The 15,605-nt window shown below is 72.8% G+C and carries 17 protein-coding genes; 8 read left to right on the forward strand and 9 right to left on the reverse strand.

All coding sequences use genetic code 11. The features are described from left to right. The first annotated feature begins 39 nt into the window (after window positions 1-39). From P8A18_RS00820 to P8A18_RS00840, 5 genes are all read left to right on the forward strand, one after another. Window positions 40-810, forward strand: a complete 771-nt coding sequence (locus P8A18_RS00820; protein ID WP_306050759.1) for a uracil-DNA glycosylase — start codon at window positions 40-42, stop codon at window positions 808-810. Between the two features lie 215 nt (window positions 811-1,025). Continuing rightward, window positions 1,026-1,655, forward strand: coding sequence for a DUF4232 domain-containing protein (locus P8A18_RS00825; protein ID WP_306050760.1), 630 nt, complete (start codon window positions 1,026-1,028; stop codon window positions 1,653-1,655). A 67-nt stretch (window positions 1,656-1,722) separates the two neighbouring features. After that, window positions 1,723-2,337 (forward strand): VOC family protein, encoded by a 615-nt coding sequence (locus P8A18_RS00830; RefSeq protein WP_306050762.1) that lies wholly within the window; start codon window positions 1,723-1,725, stop codon window positions 2,335-2,337. Between the two features lie 59 nt (window positions 2,338-2,396). After that, entirely contained in the window at window positions 2,397-4,571 is a 2,175-nt protein-coding gene (locus P8A18_RS00835; protein ID WP_306050764.1) for a TerD family protein, read from the forward strand. Between the two features lie 221 nt (window positions 4,572-4,792). Beyond that, window positions 4,793-5,395, forward strand: coding sequence for a GPP34 family phosphoprotein (locus P8A18_RS00840; protein ID WP_306050766.1), 603 nt, complete (start codon window positions 4,793-4,795; stop codon window positions 5,393-5,395). A 102-nt stretch (window positions 5,396-5,497) separates the two neighbouring features. Here the strand turns inward: P8A18_RS00840 and P8A18_RS00845 are convergent, their stop codons facing one another. Together P8A18_RS00845 and P8A18_RS00850 are read right to left on the reverse strand one after the other, a co-directional pair. Beyond that, window positions 5,498-6,127, reverse strand: a complete 630-nt coding sequence (locus P8A18_RS00845) for a cysteine hydrolase family protein (protein ID WP_306050768.1) — start codon at window positions 6,125-6,127, stop codon at window positions 5,498-5,500. 91 nt (window positions 6,128-6,218) lie between these two features. Beyond that, window positions 6,219-7,211: a GlxA family transcriptional regulator gene (locus P8A18_RS00850; protein WP_306050770.1), complete on the reverse strand. Its 993-nt coding sequence runs from the start codon at window positions 7,209-7,211 to the stop codon at window positions 6,219-6,221. A gap of 182 nt (window positions 7,212-7,393) precedes the next feature. On the opposite strand from P8A18_RS00850, the gene P8A18_RS00855 reads away from it, so the two are divergent. After that, on the forward strand, window positions 7,394-7,582 hold the full coding sequence (locus P8A18_RS00855; protein WP_018550751.1) for a DUF6381 family protein: 189 nt from the start codon (window positions 7,394-7,396) through the stop codon (window positions 7,580-7,582). A 38-nt stretch (window positions 7,583-7,620) separates the two neighbouring features. Here P8A18_RS00855 and P8A18_RS00860 read toward each other — a convergent pair whose 3' ends face one another. The 7 genes from P8A18_RS00860 to P8A18_RS00890 all read right to left on the reverse strand — a co-directional run bounded on the left by P8A18_RS00860 (window position 7,621) and on the right by P8A18_RS00890 (window position 12,369). After that, on the reverse strand, window positions 7,621-8,019 hold the full coding sequence (locus P8A18_RS00860) for a DUF6221 family protein (RefSeq protein ID WP_018550750.1): 399 nt from the start codon (window positions 8,017-8,019) through the stop codon (window positions 7,621-7,623). A 169-nt stretch (window positions 8,020-8,188) separates the two neighbouring features. Next, complete coding sequence (locus P8A18_RS00865; protein WP_018550749.1) at window positions 8,189-8,635, reverse strand: nitroreductase family deazaflavin-dependent oxidoreductase; 447 nt, start codon at window positions 8,633-8,635, stop codon at window positions 8,189-8,191. 125 nt (window positions 8,636-8,760) lie between these two features. Further along, complete coding sequence (locus P8A18_RS00870; RefSeq protein WP_306050772.1) at window positions 8,761-9,273, reverse strand: GNAT family N-acetyltransferase; 513 nt, start codon at window positions 9,271-9,273, stop codon at window positions 8,761-8,763. A 102-nt stretch (window positions 9,274-9,375) separates the two neighbouring features. Then, window positions 9,376-9,891, reverse strand: a complete 516-nt coding sequence (locus P8A18_RS00875) for a lytic polysaccharide monooxygenase auxiliary activity family 9 protein (RefSeq protein ID WP_018550747.1) — start codon at window positions 9,889-9,891, stop codon at window positions 9,376-9,378. Between the two features lie 338 nt (window positions 9,892-10,229). Next, window positions 10,230-10,745: a DinB family protein gene (locus P8A18_RS00880; protein WP_306050774.1), complete on the reverse strand. Its 516-nt coding sequence runs from the start codon at window positions 10,743-10,745 to the stop codon at window positions 10,230-10,232. Between the two features lie 41 nt (window positions 10,746-10,786). Continuing rightward, window positions 10,787-11,569, reverse strand: coding sequence for a DUF4389 domain-containing protein (locus tag P8A18_RS00885; protein WP_306050776.1), 783 nt, complete (start codon window positions 11,567-11,569; stop codon window positions 10,787-10,789). Between the two features lie 140 nt (window positions 11,570-11,709). After that, the gene (locus P8A18_RS00890; RefSeq protein WP_306050778.1) at window positions 11,710-12,369 is read right to left on the reverse strand and encodes a VanZ family protein; all 660 of its coding nucleotides are present in this window, start codon (window positions 12,367-12,369) and stop codon (window positions 11,710-11,712) included. Between the two features lie 141 nt (window positions 12,370-12,510). Between P8A18_RS00890 and P8A18_RS00895 the strand changes: the two genes are divergently transcribed. Beyond that, entirely contained in the window at window positions 12,511-14,040 is a 1,530-nt protein-coding gene (locus tag P8A18_RS00895; RefSeq protein WP_306050780.1) for an SDR family oxidoreductase, read from the forward strand. Window positions 14,041-14,106: 66 nt separating this feature from the next. Beyond that, complete coding sequence (locus P8A18_RS00900; protein ID WP_306050781.1) at window positions 14,107-15,480, forward strand: cryptochrome/photolyase family protein; 1,374 nt, start codon at window positions 14,107-14,109, stop codon at window positions 15,478-15,480. Window positions 15,481-15,605 lie beyond the last annotated feature (125 nt).

Raw genomic sequence — 15,605 nt, forward strand, 5'->3', positions numbered from 1 at the left:
CCCCGAGGAGCGTCGGCACGGACGGGAAGCGGGTCGGGCATGTGCACCGCCGAGGACTACCCGGTACGGGCCGCGGCCCGCTCCCGCACGCTGGCCGGCCTCGACGCGGAGCTGATCCGGTGCCGCGCCTGCCCCCGCCTCGTGGAGTGGCGGGAGGAGACCGCCCGCGCCAAGCGTCCGGCGTACCGCGACTGGGAGTACTGGGGACGTCCGGTGCCCGGTTTCGGGCCCTCCGACGCCTCCCTGGCGATCACGGGCCTCGCGCCCGCCGCGCACGGTGGGAACCGGACGGGGCGGATGTTCACCGGGGACCGGGCCGGCGACCTCCTGTACGCGACGCTGTACGAGCTCGGCCTGGCCTCCAGGCCGACGGTGACGGGTCCGGGCGACGGCCTCGAACTGTACGGGGTGAGGGTCACGTCGCCCGTGCACTGCCCGCCGCCCGCCAACCGCCCGACACCCGGCGAGCGGGACACCTGCCGGCCCTGGCTGGCCCGGGAATTCGAACTGCTGCGGCCGACGGTCCGTTCCGTGGTCGTGCTGGGCGGCTTCGGCTGGCAGGCGGCGCTCGCCGCCCTGGAGCGGGCCGGCCGTCAGGTGCCGAAGCCCCGGCCGGTGTTCGGCCACGGTGTCCGTACGACGCTCGCGCCCGCCGACGGGGCGGGCGACCCGCTGACGGTGTTCGGCTGCTACCACGTCAGCCAGCGCAATGTCTTCACCGGCCGGCTCACCGCGGCGATGTTCCGCGAGGTGCTCGCCGAGGCGGCCCGGACGGCCGGGCTGCCCGTCGCAGGGTCCGCCCCGGAGTAGGCCGGCCACCGCTCGGGGCCGGACGGCACCGGCCGCCACAATTTCGTAAGATCATCAGGTTCGGACCGCCGGAAATCGAGCAGCCGTCCGTTATGGGTTCACTCTCACGTGCCACCGCCACCCCCTCACCGTCCGGGCGCGCGCTCCGTCCACGAGGCCGCACAACCGCCGGGAGAGCCCGGCCACTCCGCCGACACCTCCTCGCCCCGGTCGCCGTGCTGTCGTTCGCGCTCGTCGCGGCGGCCTGCGACGGCGCCTCGTCGTCCGGCGACCCGGCCGGGGCCGCGGCCCACACCAAAAGCACCGGCTCCGCGCAGACCCCTGCGCCCCCTCCGGACGCGGCCTCGTCGGCGCCCGCCACGCCGCCGTCCTCCCCCGGCACCACACCCACCACGACGCCCGGTTCCGCCACCGCCACGGCCGGCGGCTCCGGTTCCGCTTCGGGCTCCGCACGGTGCACGGCCGAGGGCCTGACCATGAGTGTGCGGCGCGCCGACGCGGGCGCGGGCCACCTTTACTACCGGCTCACCTTCGTGAACAAGTCCGCGCACTCCTGCACCCTCACCGGCTTCCCGGGGGTCTCCCTGATCAAGCGCGACGGCAGCGTCATCGGCGTACCCGCGAAGCGCGAAGGCGCGGCGCAGGGGCGCAGGGTGATCGCCCCGGGCAAGGCGGCGAACGTCACCCTGCACACACTCAACCAGCACATCAACGGTTCCGGGTGCTGGGCCGGCGCCGACTACCTCCGCGTGTACCCGCCCGGTTCCAAGGAGGCGCTCACCCTGCGCGACCCGCAGCTCCGAATCTGCGGCGACCGATTCACGACCAGCTCGGTGGGCGGCTGACCCGCGGTGGACGTGACCGGTCAGGAATCGAGAAGCGTGGCGCGCGGGACGGAAATAGCCTCGACGCATGACCTCCATCGAACACATCACCCTTGAGGCCGAGGACCCGGCCGCCACCCTCCGCTTCTACAATGCGGCCTTCGGTCTCGACTCGCAGATCCGGGCGCGGGCCGCGGAAGCACCGACGACCGGCTTCCGCGGTTACACCCTGTCACTCACCGTCGCCCAGCCGGCCACCGTGCGAAGCCTCATCGACGCGGCGCTCGACGCCGGGGCCACACCGGTGAAGCCGGCCGCCAAGTCGTTCTGGGGCTACGGCGGGGTCGTACGGGCGCCCGACGGCGCGCTGTGGAAGGTCGCGAGCTCGGCGAAGAAGGACAAGGGCCCGGACACCGGGAGGATCGACCAGTTCGTGCTCCTGCTCGGGGTCGGGGACATGGCCGCGAGCAAGCAGTTCTACATCGACCGCGGGTTCACCGTCGGCAAGAGCTACGGGCGCAAGTACGTCGAGTTCGCGACGCCGCAGAGCGCGGTCAAGCTGGCCCTCTACCCGCGCCGCGCCCTCGCCGAGGACGCCGGTGTGCCGCCGGAGGGCACTGGTTCGCACCGGCTGGTCGTCGGCGGCGGCAGCGCCTCGTTCACCGACCCGGACGGCTTCGCCTGGGAGCCCGCCACGCGGTGAACCGCCGGGGCCCCGAAACTCGCGTGCCTCTTCCCCTGCGGTTCTGGGATCCTGCCCGGATGTCGTTGCACCCTTTCGACCCTCTGGTCATCCGTCACACCCACCGCCTGCCCGCCCCGTCCGGGCCCGCCGGGCAAGGCGACGGCGCCGCGCGGCAGTTGGACATCGCGTTGATGTCCGTGGGCTTCAAGCTCTCGGCCGGCGTGCTGGAGCGTCTGTCGGCCCTGTCCGAGGACACCGTGGCCGAGACAGCCACCCGCACGCTGGACGTCGTGCGGCAGATGGTGGGCGACCATGTCCAGCACAACACGTACTTCCGTGACTTCCCCGCGGGTGTGCCGGACACCTTCGACTTCTGGAGGGAGTGCATCACCGACGCGCTCCTGGACGGCACCTCGCGCGCCGGCGCGATCGAGCAGCTGCGCACGGGGCTGGTCGATCTGCTGACCCTGCCGTCGTACGGCAACTACCGGCACTCGTACGCCGAGATGCTCGCCGCGCACGACGAGTTGACGGCTGCCGCCGGCGACCGGATGACGGTCCTGCACCTGGGCGGGACCTCGGAAGAGGAGGTCACCGCGCTCTACCTCGCCCTCGCGGGCAGCAGCACCCCGCTGGGCGAGGAGGGCCTGCGCGACCTCGCCGCGCTGGCCGCGCACTGTGCGGACGGGCCGCAGCCGGAGGCCGTACCCGTGCGCGAGAACAGGGCCGTCGTCAACGCCGGCCGTCTCGCGGCCGGCCGGGACCTTCTGCTGGACACCGTCACCGATGTGCTCCGCCTGGCCTGCGCCCTGAGCGACGGTGATGTGACCCTGGTGGAACCGACCCGCTTCCGGTCGCTGTCCCGGCCGGTGCGCCGGGCGCTGCTGGCCGGGCTCGACGCCGTGGTCGCGGCGGCGCCCGGCAAGCTCGCCGACGTGCCGGCCCATCGTGAGGCGTTCAAGCGTCTCGGCGAGCGCCTGCATCCGCACGAGTACCCGAACCGGCCGCATGCCGCCGAGGTCTTCGCCGTGGCCCGGGGCGAGCGGGAGGCCCGGTCCCTCGACAGCCGCGTCGAGGAGCTGCTCGGCGCCGATGACGTGACCGGCGCGGCGCGGCTGCTGGCGGCCGCCCCGGGCAAGCTGTTCCGCTCGCTGGACCGTCTGCTGCGCTTGTGCCGTACAGACGGCGAACGCGATGCGGTCGTGGCCGCCGCCGGGCAGGCCGCCCCGCACGTGTCGGGCAGGGTCCTGCTGTCGGTCCGTGAGCACCTGCACAACCGGACCGGGGCACCGGGCGGGCGCCGTGTCTTCGTCAATCAGCGCGCCCGTGCCTGGGTCGCCACCGACACCCGTCCGCCGGTACCGCGGCCCGGGATCGAACGCCTGATCGCGGCGCTGGACGCGGAGACGAGCCGCCGCCTGCCGGAGGCCGGGCACCTGCTGATCGACCCGGATGTCCTGGATGTGGCGCTCCCGCTCAGCGGCAAGTCGACGGCCGAGGGCCTCGGGGTGCTCCCCCGCGGCTCCCTGACCCCCGTCGACGGTGAGCTGCTGCGCTTCTTCGTCCACTGGAGGCAGACGGAGCACGACACCGACTTCGACCTGTCCGCGCTGATGCTCGACGCCGACTACGAGACGGTGTGCTGGCTGTCGTACACCGCGCTCACCGAGGTCGGGGGCGAACACTCCGGTGACATCACGGAAGCCCCCGAAGGCGCCTCGGAGTTCATCAACCTGCGTCTGGACGCCGTACGCGGTGACTTCATCGTCCCGCAGGTCAACATCTTCTCCGGGGAGAGCTTCGAGGCCGTCGAGGAGTCGTTCTTCGGGTTCATGACCCGCGACGCCGAGCAGGCGGGCCGCCCGTTCGAGCCGCGTACGGTCCGCATGAAGTCCGAACTGCGCGGGCCGGGCAGGGTTGCCCTGCCGCTGGCATTCCTGCGCGGCCCCGACGGCGGCTGGCGGGCCAGGTGGCTCCACCTGTACCTGGCGGGCAGCCCGTACGCGAACCGCGTCGAGGGCAACCGGGTGTCCGTGGCGACCCTGGTGCGCGGCGTCGTCGAGCGCGACTACCTGACGGTCCGCTACCTCACCGGTCTGATGGCGGGGCGTGGAGCGGCCACCACGCTGTGGGACGGGGTGACGGTGCCGGACGGCCCGGTCACGTACATCGGTCTGGAACGCCCGGACGGCCTGCACCCGGACTCCGTGATCGTCACTCCGGCACATCTGCGCGACCTGATCCCCGCGTGACTGGTAGCGTCGGTCCCGGCGAGGCCATGGGAGGACTTCCTTCTCACACCTTCGATTAGTCCTTCCGCTTTCCTCGCCCTCGACGTGACGCCGTACAGGGTGGCTCGCCGCCCGGTGGGGCGATACTGATCGTGACGGTCGTCCCGCCGGTGGACCGAGGTCGGATGCCGGCTGGACCGACCGGGACAGAGCTCTGCCGACGTCTGCGAGGGGAGCCGTTCATGACCACGGCGAAAGACCTGTTCATCACCGCCATGGACCCGAAGGCGGAACACCCCGTCGGACAGGGCGACCTCTCACTCGCACTCGCGGGAGCGGAACTGATCGACCTCATCGGCGCGGGAGCGGCCGGCCTGGACGGTGACCGCGTCGTGGCGGGCGGTCCCCCGGAGCCGGAGGACCGGCTCCTGGCCGAGGCCGCCGCCGCGCTCACCCGGCAGGGGCCCCACGAGCGGATCGACGACTGGCTGTGGCGCCGGGGCCGGGATCTCGCGGCCGCGTACCAGGCCGCCCTGGAGGCGGACGGCGAGCTGAACCCGAAGCGGGGCCGCCGGCTGTCCTTCGGCGCGGAACGCGTGGAGGCCGCCGATACGCCCGCGCGCCGCCGGGCGGCCGCCCGCTGGGAGGAGAGGGAGCCCGTCCTGACCGCTCTTGCCTCGGCGGTGGGCATCGAGAGCGAGCGGTCCGACGAGGAGACCGATCTCGGTGACGAGGTGACGGTCGTGGTGGCCGGCGTCCATGACGCGGTGATGGAGCTGGAGGCCGTACGCCAGAGGCGCTCCATCGAGAACGCCGCCTTCGCCAACGTGTGGCGCGGACCCTGACCTTGCACGCCGCCGGAGCCGCCCGAGGACGTCGGGCGTCCCCGTAGCGGGTCTTGCCGCCGATACGGGCTTCGGTGGTCCCCTTCCTCCCCCGTGGGCCCGTCAGCCGGGGAGTGCGTCGACGGTGCGGGCGACGGGGGCGAAGAGGTCGCCGATGGCGGTGAGGGCCGCGGTCTTGAGCGCGGCGGCCGGCAGGACCGTGCCGTCGGGTGCGGTGAGGCTGCGGGTGGCGGTGGCCTCGGCGACGACGGCGGGCCGGTAGCCGAGGTTGAAGGCCCCCTGAGCGGTGTAGTTGACGCACATGTGGGTCATGAAGCCGGCGAGGACCAGCTCCTTGCCGCTGCCGGGCGCCGCGCCCAGGGCGGTCAGGGTCTTCTCCAGTTCGGTCCGGTGGAAGGAGTCGGGGAAGTGCTTGACCACCACCGTCTCGCCCTCCCTGGGGGCCACCTCGTCGCTGATGGCACCGATGCGGGCGCGGATGTCGTACGCGGAGCCCTCACCGCCGTCGTGGACGACGTGGATGACGGGGGTGCCGGCGGCCCTGGCCCGTTCCAGCAGGCGGGCACAGGCGGCGACGGCCTCCTCGGCACCCTCCAGGGCCATGACGCCGGTGCGGTAGGTGTTCTGGACGTCGATGAGGATCAGGACGGAGTCGCTCAGCCGGGGCAGCCGGGTTTCCGCGCCCGTGACCTCGCGCAGCGTCGGGGACGGCCGGTGGGTGGCGGTGTTCATGGTGTGCCTTTCTCGGGGATGCGGGCAGGGCGGAGCTGTCCGCCCCGCGTGGGCGGGAAGAAGTCGCGGGTGACGGTGGAAGGCCGACGCGTCAGGCCGGCCCGGTGCGGAAGCGGCGGCGGTAGGCGGCGGGGGTCGTGGCGAGCTGCCGTCGGAACACCCGGTGCAGGGTCTCCGCCGAGCCGAGCCCGGCCGTCGCCGCGACACGGTCGAGCGGGTCATCGGTCGTCTCCAGCAGCCGGCGGGCCGCCTCGACCCGGGCGGCCTCCACATAGGCGGCCGCGGAGACGCCGGTCTCCTGTGTGAAGACCCGGGCGAAATGCCGCTCGCTCAGACACATCCGCCCGGCGAGCACCTCCGCACGGAGGTCCGCGTCGAGGTGGTCGGCGATCCACAGCCGCAGGTCGTCGATGTCGCGCCGCGAGGAGGCAGGCCTGCTGAGGGGAACGGAGAACTGGCTCTGCCCGCCCTGCCGCTTGAGGTACATCACCAGTTGCCGCGCCACGGCCAGCGCGACGTCCTCGCCCCGGTCCTCGGCCACCAGGGCGAGTGCGAGATCCAGGCAGGCGCTGATGCCGGCCCCGGTCCACACCCGGCCCCGGTCGGCACGGACGAAGATCGGGTCCGCGTCGACGGTGACCTCCGGGTGCGCGGCGGCGAGCTGCGCGGCCGTCGACCAGTGGGTGGTGGCCGTTCTGCCGTCGAGGAGTCCGGCCGCGGCCAGCAGGTGTGCGCCCACGCACACGGACGCCACCCGACGGGCGTGCCGGGCGGTCTCCTTGACCCACGCCACGATGTCCTGGTCGATCCGGGCGACGGGGCCGTCGTCGGTCATGTCGACCGCGCCGGGCACCAGCAGGGTGTCCACCTGCCCGCCGACCTCGGCGAAGGTCAGGTCGGGGACCAGCCGGACACCCGCCGATGTCCGTACCGCGCCCGCTTCGGGGGCGGCGAGCCGGACCTCGTAGTCGGCGCGGCCCCCGCCGGCCCGGTTGGCCAGGGCGAAGACCTCGGCGGGGCCGGCGACGTCGAGGAGGTCGACGCCGGGGAAGACCGCGATGACGACGCGGTGTGGGGTGGGCATGGACCCATCGTCGTCAGGATCCGGGGTGGCCGCAATGACGGTTGACTGTCACATCCGGACATGCGGGCACCGGGCGGCCGGGCACCCGGGCGGCCCCGGGGCGGCGGCGGTTCGAGATGCGGGCGCGGGGCGGCGCTGATTCGCTGGAGTGGTCGGCTCTCCATCGAGAACCAGGAGTGATCATGAGCGTTGCGGACGAAACCGGCGGCCGCGCCGAGCGGATCCGGGCCAAGGCGCGGGAGATGCAGGAGGCCGCCGATCGTGCGTCCGACCCGCAGGAGCGCCGGCGCCTCCAGGACAAGGCGCGCCGGCTCCGGGAGCGGAGCGACCAGGTGACCACCAAGGGCGACCACGGGACGAACCCGCTCTGACCCGCGGTGCCACCGGAGCGGGCCGGCGGCCCCGGGGGTCACTGGGTGAAACGGGGCAGCCATTTCACCTGGTAGTCGGGGTGCCCGGCGTGTTCGGCGGCCATCTGCCGGACCGCGAAGCCCAGGCCGAAGGCCCGGCCCGAGGCGAAATCGCGCTGCGGCCGGTCGATGTCGAGGGCGGCGACCTCGGTGTACTCGTCCAGGAGGACCCGGTTGGTCTCGATGCGCTGGAGGGTGCGGGCCGGGTCCTGCCGGGCGATGTGACGGTCGTAGCCGTGGTTGCGCAGGGTGAAGGCGATCGCACCGCCGCGGTCGTGGATCTCGCCGGGCACCTCGGCCGGGCAGCGCCACCCCTCGCCGCCCGCTGCCCGCGCTGCCTGCTCTTCCTCGTCGAGGCGTGCCCGGACGAACGCGACGAGGCCTGAGTTGTCTGTCATAGGTTCTGCATCCTTCCGCTCGACCCCACCCCTCAGGGGCCGAGCTGGACACTATCCCGCCACGCGCGCCAGGTCCCGCAGCTGCTCACGCCACGCGATCCGGGTCCCGCGCCGGCCGGTGGCGCGCCGCCCCGGGGCAGCGCCCACCGGCCGCGGTGTTCCCGCCGTCTCAGTGGCCGCCGTCGACCGGCTCCAGTACGAAGACGGGGATCTCCCGGTCCGTCTTCTTCTGGTAGTCGGCGTAGTCGGGGAACGCCTCGACCGCGCGCTCCCACCAGAGCGCCTTCTCCTCGCCGGTCACCTCACGGGCGGTCATGTCCCGGCGCACCGGCCCGTCCTGGAGCTCCGCGCGCGGGTCGGCGACGAGGTTGTGGTACCAGACCGGGTGCTTCGGGGCGCCGCCCTGGGAGGCGACCACCGCGTACCGGCCGTCGTGCTCGACGCGCATGAGGGGCGTCTTGCGGATCTTCCCGCTCTTGGCGCCGACGGTCGTCAGGACGATGACCGGCATGCCGCGCATCGTCGTCCCCTCCGTTCCCCCCGAGCTCTCGTACTGCTCGACCTGGTCACGGACCCACTGTGCGGGGCTCGGCTGGTACTCGCCCTGAAGAGGCATGCGTCTTTCCCATCGTCGACGTCCGGCCGGGTCATCTCATCGGCCGCGGCACCTCATCATGGCTTCAACGACTTCGGCCTCCGCGAAAGTCCGCCCGGTCGACGTGTCGCACGGATCGGCCGGGTTCACTCGGTGTCGACGAAACCCATGGTGCGGTTCATCCCGATCGCGCTCGCGTTCGCGGGGTGGTGGAACGTACGGATCCGGTGCAGACCGCACAGGCGCGCGAAGTCCATCCCGAACGTCTTCATGGCGATGGAGATGCCACGGCCCCGGTAAGGAGCCCTCACCCCGGTCATCTCGTTGAACACGAAGCCGGTGTGGCGGGACGTGGCCGCCAGTCCGATCCACTCCTCGCCGTCGAGGGCGATCACGACACCGCGCGGGTCGTACGACGGTACGTCGAAGCGGCGTGCGCAGAATTCCTCGTACGTGAAGAACTCGCCCCGCTCCGGAATGTCGGCGGAGCACTCCTTGTTGAGCTCGTACAGCGCGCGGCGGTGCTCCGGGGTGTCGCCCAGCTCCGCGAGCGTGGTCAGCCGGATGCCCTGGTCCCGGCACCGGGTGACGTAGGCGCCGAACCGTTCGGCGTCGAAGGTCGTGGTGTCGAGTTCGAGCCGCACCCAGTGGTCAGTCATGTTCCGCCCTCCGCCCGTGCCGCGTCCCGCGCGACCACCGAAGCCCCCACCCTACGCAGGGCGGGGGCTCCTGTTCCCGGTGGGTTCCGGTGACGGGTGTCGTCAGCTGACGTTGACGTCGATGCACGCGTAGAAGGCGTTGGCGGTGTCGGCGATGTTCCAGACCGCGAGGACCTTCTGCTTGCCCGAGAGGTTGCCGAAGTCCACCTGGTGGGTGACGGTCGCGCCGGGCTGGGCGCCGTTGTCGTTGAACTCCGCGATCTTCTGGCCGGACGCGAAGTACTGCCAGGTACTGGTGGCGTGACGGGCGGTCAGTACCCACTGGAACGAGGTGCTCCGGCTCACCGGGGTGACCTGCCAGCCCTTGGAGTCGTCGTCCAGCTCGGCGAAGCCGCTGTTGCCGCCGCTGCAGCTGGTCAGCCCCTTGGGGCCCTCCACGCTCTGCGGTTCGTACGTGATGGAGCCGCAGCTGACGGTCCCGGCGGCGCACTGGGCCTGCCGGCTGGGCGGTGACGAGATGTAGCCGTGGGCGCTGGCGGAGCCGGTCGGCAGGGTGAGCGCGAGTACGGGGGCGAGTACGGCCCCGACGGCCGCGGCGGTCTTCCTTTTCGCGTGCATGCTTCTCCTTCACATGAGGCGTCGCTGCGCGCGGACTGTGGGGAGTCCGAAAGCGGCAGACCGGCCTCTCAGGTGTGGGGCCAAGAGGTGCGAAGGGCACGGCAGAACCATGACCGGACACCCCTGCGTAGGGGGTGGCCGGGGCCGGGCCCTGCACTTGGACTAGACCATACCCAGGGAGCAGTGGGCGTCAAGGGTCCCGCTGGAGAAGCGAGTTGGGGTGGCGGGTGAGGGGCGGGCGGTGCCGGCCGGATTCACACCGGAGGCCGCGGCACCTGCGCCGGTCGCTGTACGAGGGAGCGGACGGTCCGGTCGCCGCACGCCGTCACCCGCCTCCCTCACGCCCCGGTGACGCCGTCCAGCCGCTCCCGTACCAGGTCGGCGTGGCCGATGTGGCGCGCGTACTCGCTGATCATGTGGACGTGGATCAAGCGCAGGGAGTAGACCTCGCCGTTGTGGGTGAAGGTGTCGTCCAGTGAGGCGCCCGCCACGATCTCGTCGGCGAGCCGGCACTCCTCGACCAGCCGGGCGTAGTCCTCGGCGGCTCGGGCCGGGTCGAGGTCCTCGAAGTCCGCGTCCTTGCCCTTCGCGGGGTCGTACATCGGCTCCAGCTCCTGGCCGGCGAACCGCTGCCGGAACCAGGTGCGTTCGACCTTGGCCATGTGGCGTACGAGCCCCAGGAGCGCGAGGTTCGACGGCGGGACGGTCCGCTCGGCGAGCTGCTCACCGGTCAGGCCGGCGCACTTCTGGAGCAGGGTGGAGCGGAACCAGTTCAGGAATCCGGTGAGCGTCTCCCGCTCTCCGGCGACGAGCGAGCCGGGCGTACGTGTGGCCTCAGGGGCTGTCCATGTCATCCGGCGATCATGCCCGGGGAGCGGGCGTGCGCACGAACCCTTTACGGCCGCATGCTGTAGCCGCTGTCGTCCGGGGAGGAGCGGGTCACGGACGTCGTGACGCCGCTGATGACCCCGATGACGAGGAAGAGGACCAGCAGCGCCTTTCCTGCGGTGCTCATGACCAGCGGCCTGGTGGCGGAGCGCGGTTCCTCCTGCGGTACCAGGGCGGCGTCCTCGCCGAACAGGCCCTTGGGGTAGGCGGGGCTGAGCATCGACAGATAGGCGGACACCCGCATCTCGTAGCGCAGGGTGGCCGCCGTGGCCTCGAACAGGGGCCGGGGCATGCGCCCGAGGATCAGCGTGATCAGCCACCACAGGATCGCCAGGGCGGACCAGCCGGATGTGGCGAGCCCCTGCACGATCGCCGCGGGGATCACCAGGATCAGGCGGAACAGGACGGCGAGCCGGTTGAGCCGGGTCGGCCGGACATCGATGCGTACCGGGTAGTGCGGCGGCTGGGTCAGGGTGAAGGGCGGGTAGCTGTCGATGAGCAGCATGCCGCTCGCGCCCACCCGTGTCCGGTAGGCCAGGACCCCGGCGAGGAAGCGGTAGACGGGTGCGGGCAGCCGGCCGAGCGCCAGGGCGGCGAACCAGCCGAACACGACGGTGAAGAAGGCCGCGATCTCCAGGAAGAACAGCACGACGGCGTGCGGGATCAGCAGGAGCAGCCGGAACAGGATGGTGAGCCTGCGCCGGCGCGCGGGTTCGGTCACGTCCAGCACGGGCAGGAACTCGGCGGCGTCTCCGGCTCGTCGCCCCGGGCTCCACTGGGCGTCCGTCATGTCGCTCCCCTTCGGCGGTGACCGGCGCGGCCCCTGTTCATGTCACGCCCGGTGTCCTGTCACCGTCGGCCCGGGGAAAGCCCTCCGCAATCGGCCACGGGCCGATCGAGGTATCGGTCGGTTCCCGGCGCTCGTCCCGGTCAGCGCTTGCGGGGGCGGCCCCGGGCGGCCCCGGCCCGTACGCCCTGCCGCATCCGTGACCAGCGCGAACCGGTCCGCCCACTGTGTGCCTTCGGCCGGGCACGGCGGCGGGCCGTCTTCGGGCGGGGTACCGGGGCGGGCTTCGCCGTACGGCCGGGCCCGTCCGCGAGGACGTGGTAGCGGTGGCTCAGGCGGCGCCCGATCAGCAGGTAGGCCAGGACCGCTCCCGCGGTGTTGAGGATGACGTCGTCCACGTCGAAGGCGCGGCCCGCGACGAGTGCTCCCTGTGCCAGTTCGACCACGGCGATGACCAGCACCGTCAGCAGGATCATGCGGATCATCCGCAGCCGTCGCGGTACGAGGACGGGCAGCAGGACACCGAACGGCATGCCCAGCAGAAGGTTGCCCCCGGCCTGCTTGCACGCGGCGAGGAAGGTGTAGTCCTCGGCGTACTGGCGCAGGGAGCGTCCCGGTCGCAGGTTCGACGTGACGAGATCCTCGGACGCGGGCGACGGGGTGAGCGTCACCTTCGCCAGGACGACGGAGAATCCGACCAGGGCCAGGAAGGCCAGGCCCAGTAGGGAGACGCGCAGCAGAAGCCGCCCCCATCCCCTGGACCGGGTCGTGTCGCGTTCACCTTGCGCGGCTGCTGCGTCCATGGAGCCCGGATGCCCCGGAAGGCGCGGGCCACTCCCGGCGCGGCCGTGCGGGGACCGGGTCCGCAGGTCAGACTGGTCGCAGTGGGCCGGTCGCGGAAGGCCCGGCGCATACGGCAGGAAACGAACCGATGCGGAGGTCCTATGACGGGCGACCACGCGAACGCGCCGCTGCACTGTCTGGTCACCGGCGCCACCGGGTACATCGGCGGCCGGCTGGTGCCGGAACTCCTCGCGGCGGGGCACCGGGTGCGGTGTCTGGCCCGCACCCCGGAGAAGCTCCGGGACTATCCGTGGGCCGGGGAGGTGGAAGTCGTCCGGGGCGATGTCACGGACGCGGAGTCCCTGGCCCCGGCGATGCGCGGCATCGACGTCGCGTACTACCTGGTGCACGCCCTGACGACCGGGGCCGGCTTCGAGGAGACCGACCGGCGGGCCGCCTCCGGGTTCGCGGAGCAGGCGCGGGCGGCGGACGTCGGCCGCATCGTCTACCTCGGCGGCCTCACGCCCGAGGGCACGCCGGCGCGTGAGCTGTCGCCGCATCTGCGCTCGCGGGCGGAGGTGGGCCGCATCCTGCTGGACTCCGGCGTCCCGACCACCGCCCTGCGCGCCGCGGTCATCATCGGTTCCGGCTCCGCCTCGTTCGAGATGCTGCGCTACCTCACGGAGCGGCTGCCGGTCATGGTGACGCCGAGCTGGGTGTCGACCCGGATCCAGCCGATCGCGGTGCGCGACGTGCTGCGCTACCTGGTGGGCGGAGCGGGCATGCCCCGGGACGTGAACCGCACCTTCGACATCGGCGGGCCGGACGTCCTGACCTACCGGGACATGATGCAGCGGTACGCGCAGGTCGCCCAGCTGCCGCACCGGGTGATCCTGCCCGTGCCGATGCTGACACCGGGCCTCTCCAGCCACTGGGTCGGGCTCATCACCCCCGTACCCGCGCCGATCGCCCGGCCGCTCGCGGAATCCCTGCGGTACGAGGTGGTGTGCCGGGAGCACGACATCGCACAGTACGTGCCGGACGGCGCGGGGCAGCCGTTCACCTTCGACACGGCGCTGCGGCTGGCCCTGCAACGGGTCAGGGAGGCCCGCGTCACCACCCGGTGGTCCTCCGCCTCCGTGCCGGGGGTGCCCAGCGACCCCCTGCCCACGGACCCCGACTGGGCGGGCGGCAGCCTGTACACGGATGTGCGCGAGCGCACCGTCGACGCGTCACCGGCCGCTCTGTGGCGGGTGGTCGAGGGCATCGGCGGCGAGCACGGGTGGTACTCGTTCCCTCTGGCCTGGGCGGTACGCGGCTGGCTCGACCGGCTGGTGGGAGGCGTGGGCCTGCGGCGCGGGCGGCGCGACACCGACCGGCTGCGGGTGGGCGACTCGCTGGACTTCTGGCGGGTCGAGGAGATCGAACCGGGCCGGCTGCTGCGACTGCGCGCGGAGATGCGGCTGCCGGGCCCGGCCTGGCTGGAGATGTACGTGGAGCGGGACGAGAACGGGCGTACGCGTTACCGGCAGCGGGCCCTGTTCCATCCTCGCGGGCTGCTCGGTCACGCGTACTGGTGGGGCGTCTCGCCCTTCCACGCCCTGGTGTTCGGCGGCATGGCCCGCAACATCGCGCGGGCGGCCGAGACCGCCGTGTCACCCGGACGGGCGGTACCCGCGGTGTCGTCCTGAGCGGCGCGGGCCGGGGCGTGGAACGGACGGCAGCATGGCAGTCCCCGCCTCACCTGGAGTTGCCCCATGACCACAGCGGTCGTCCTGTTCACCGCCGATCTCCGCCTGCACGACCATCCGCCGCTGCGGGCCGCACTCGCCGGCGCCGACGAGGTCGTGCCGCTGTTCGTCCACGACCGCGCGATCGAGGCGGCCGGGTTCGACGCCCCGAACCGGCGTGCCTTCCTCGCCGACTGTCTGCGCGATCTCGACGCCGGGCTGCGGGACCGGGGCGGCCGGCTGGTGATCCGGTCGGGCGAGGTGGCCGCCGAGGTGTGTGCCGTCGCCGCCGAGACCGGCGCGCGGGAGGTGCATGTCGCGGCGGGGGTCAGCGCGTACGCCCGCCGCCGGGAGGAGCGGCTGCGTGAGGCACTGGGGTCCGCAGGGCGTGGGCTGCGCGTGCACGACGGGGTGATCACCGCGGTGGCGCCGGGCGCGGTGACCCCCGCGTCCTCCGACCATTTCGCCGTGTTCACCCCGTACTTCAGGCGCTGGTCGGGCGAGCGGCTGCGCGATGTCTTCGGCGCTCCGCGCACGGTGCGGGTGCCTGAGGGGGCGCGCTCGGAGAAGGTGCCGGCCCGGGGCGGTGTCCGTGGGGTCTCGGAGGGTCTCGCGGAGGGCGGCGAGAAGGCGGCGCGCAGGGCCTTCACGAACTGGCGGCGTCACGGGCTCGCCGCGTACGAGGACCGGCACGACGACCTGGCGGGCGACGCCACCTCCCGGCTCTCCCCGCATCTGCACTTCGGCACCCTGTCCCCGGTCGAGCTGGTGCGCCGGGCGCGGGACACGGGCGGCGCCGGCGCCGAGGCGTTCGTCCGGCAGCTGTGCTGGCGCGAGTTCCACCACCAGGTCCTCGCGGCGCGGCCGGCCGCGTCCTGGGAGAACTACCGCACCAAGCACGACCGGTGGCGCCGTGAGGCGGACGCGGCCGGCGAGGTCGAGGCGTGGCGGCAGGGGCGCACGGGCTATCCGGTGGTCGACGCCGCGATGCGCCAGCTGCGGCACGAGGGCTGGATGCACAACCGGGGCCGGCTGCTCGCCGCCTCCTTCCTGACGAAGACCCTGTACGTGGACTGGCGTGTCGGCGCGCGGCACTTCCTGGACCTTCTGGTGGACGGTGACATCGCCAACAACCAGCTGAACTGGCAGTGGATGGCCGGGACCGGAACCGACAGCCGGCCCAACCGGGTGCTCAGCCCGGTGGCGCAGGCCAGGCGTCTGGACCCGGACGGCGACTACGTCCGGCGCTGGGTACCGGAGCTGGCGTCACTGTCCGGGGCGGCCGTGCACGAGCCGTGGAAGCTGCGCGGCGCTGAGCGTGAGCGCCTGGACTATCCGGAGCCGGTGGTGGACCTGGCCGATGGCCTGACCCGGTTCAGGCAGGCGCGCGGGCTCGGCTGACGGCGGCGGCGTGGACCCGGGCCGCCACGCCGGACGCGGCGCAACACGGCCGGGCGGGCGGGCTGCGGCGAAGATGCTGGGGTGGCGACTCCCCGTTACCAGTCATCCACCGGTCCGGCCGGCCC

Origin of the sequence: Streptomyces sp. Mut1, assembly GCF_030719295.1 — a bacterium.
Lineage (GTDB): Bacteria > Actinomycetota > Actinomycetes > Streptomycetales > Streptomycetaceae > Streptomyces > Streptomyces castrisilvae.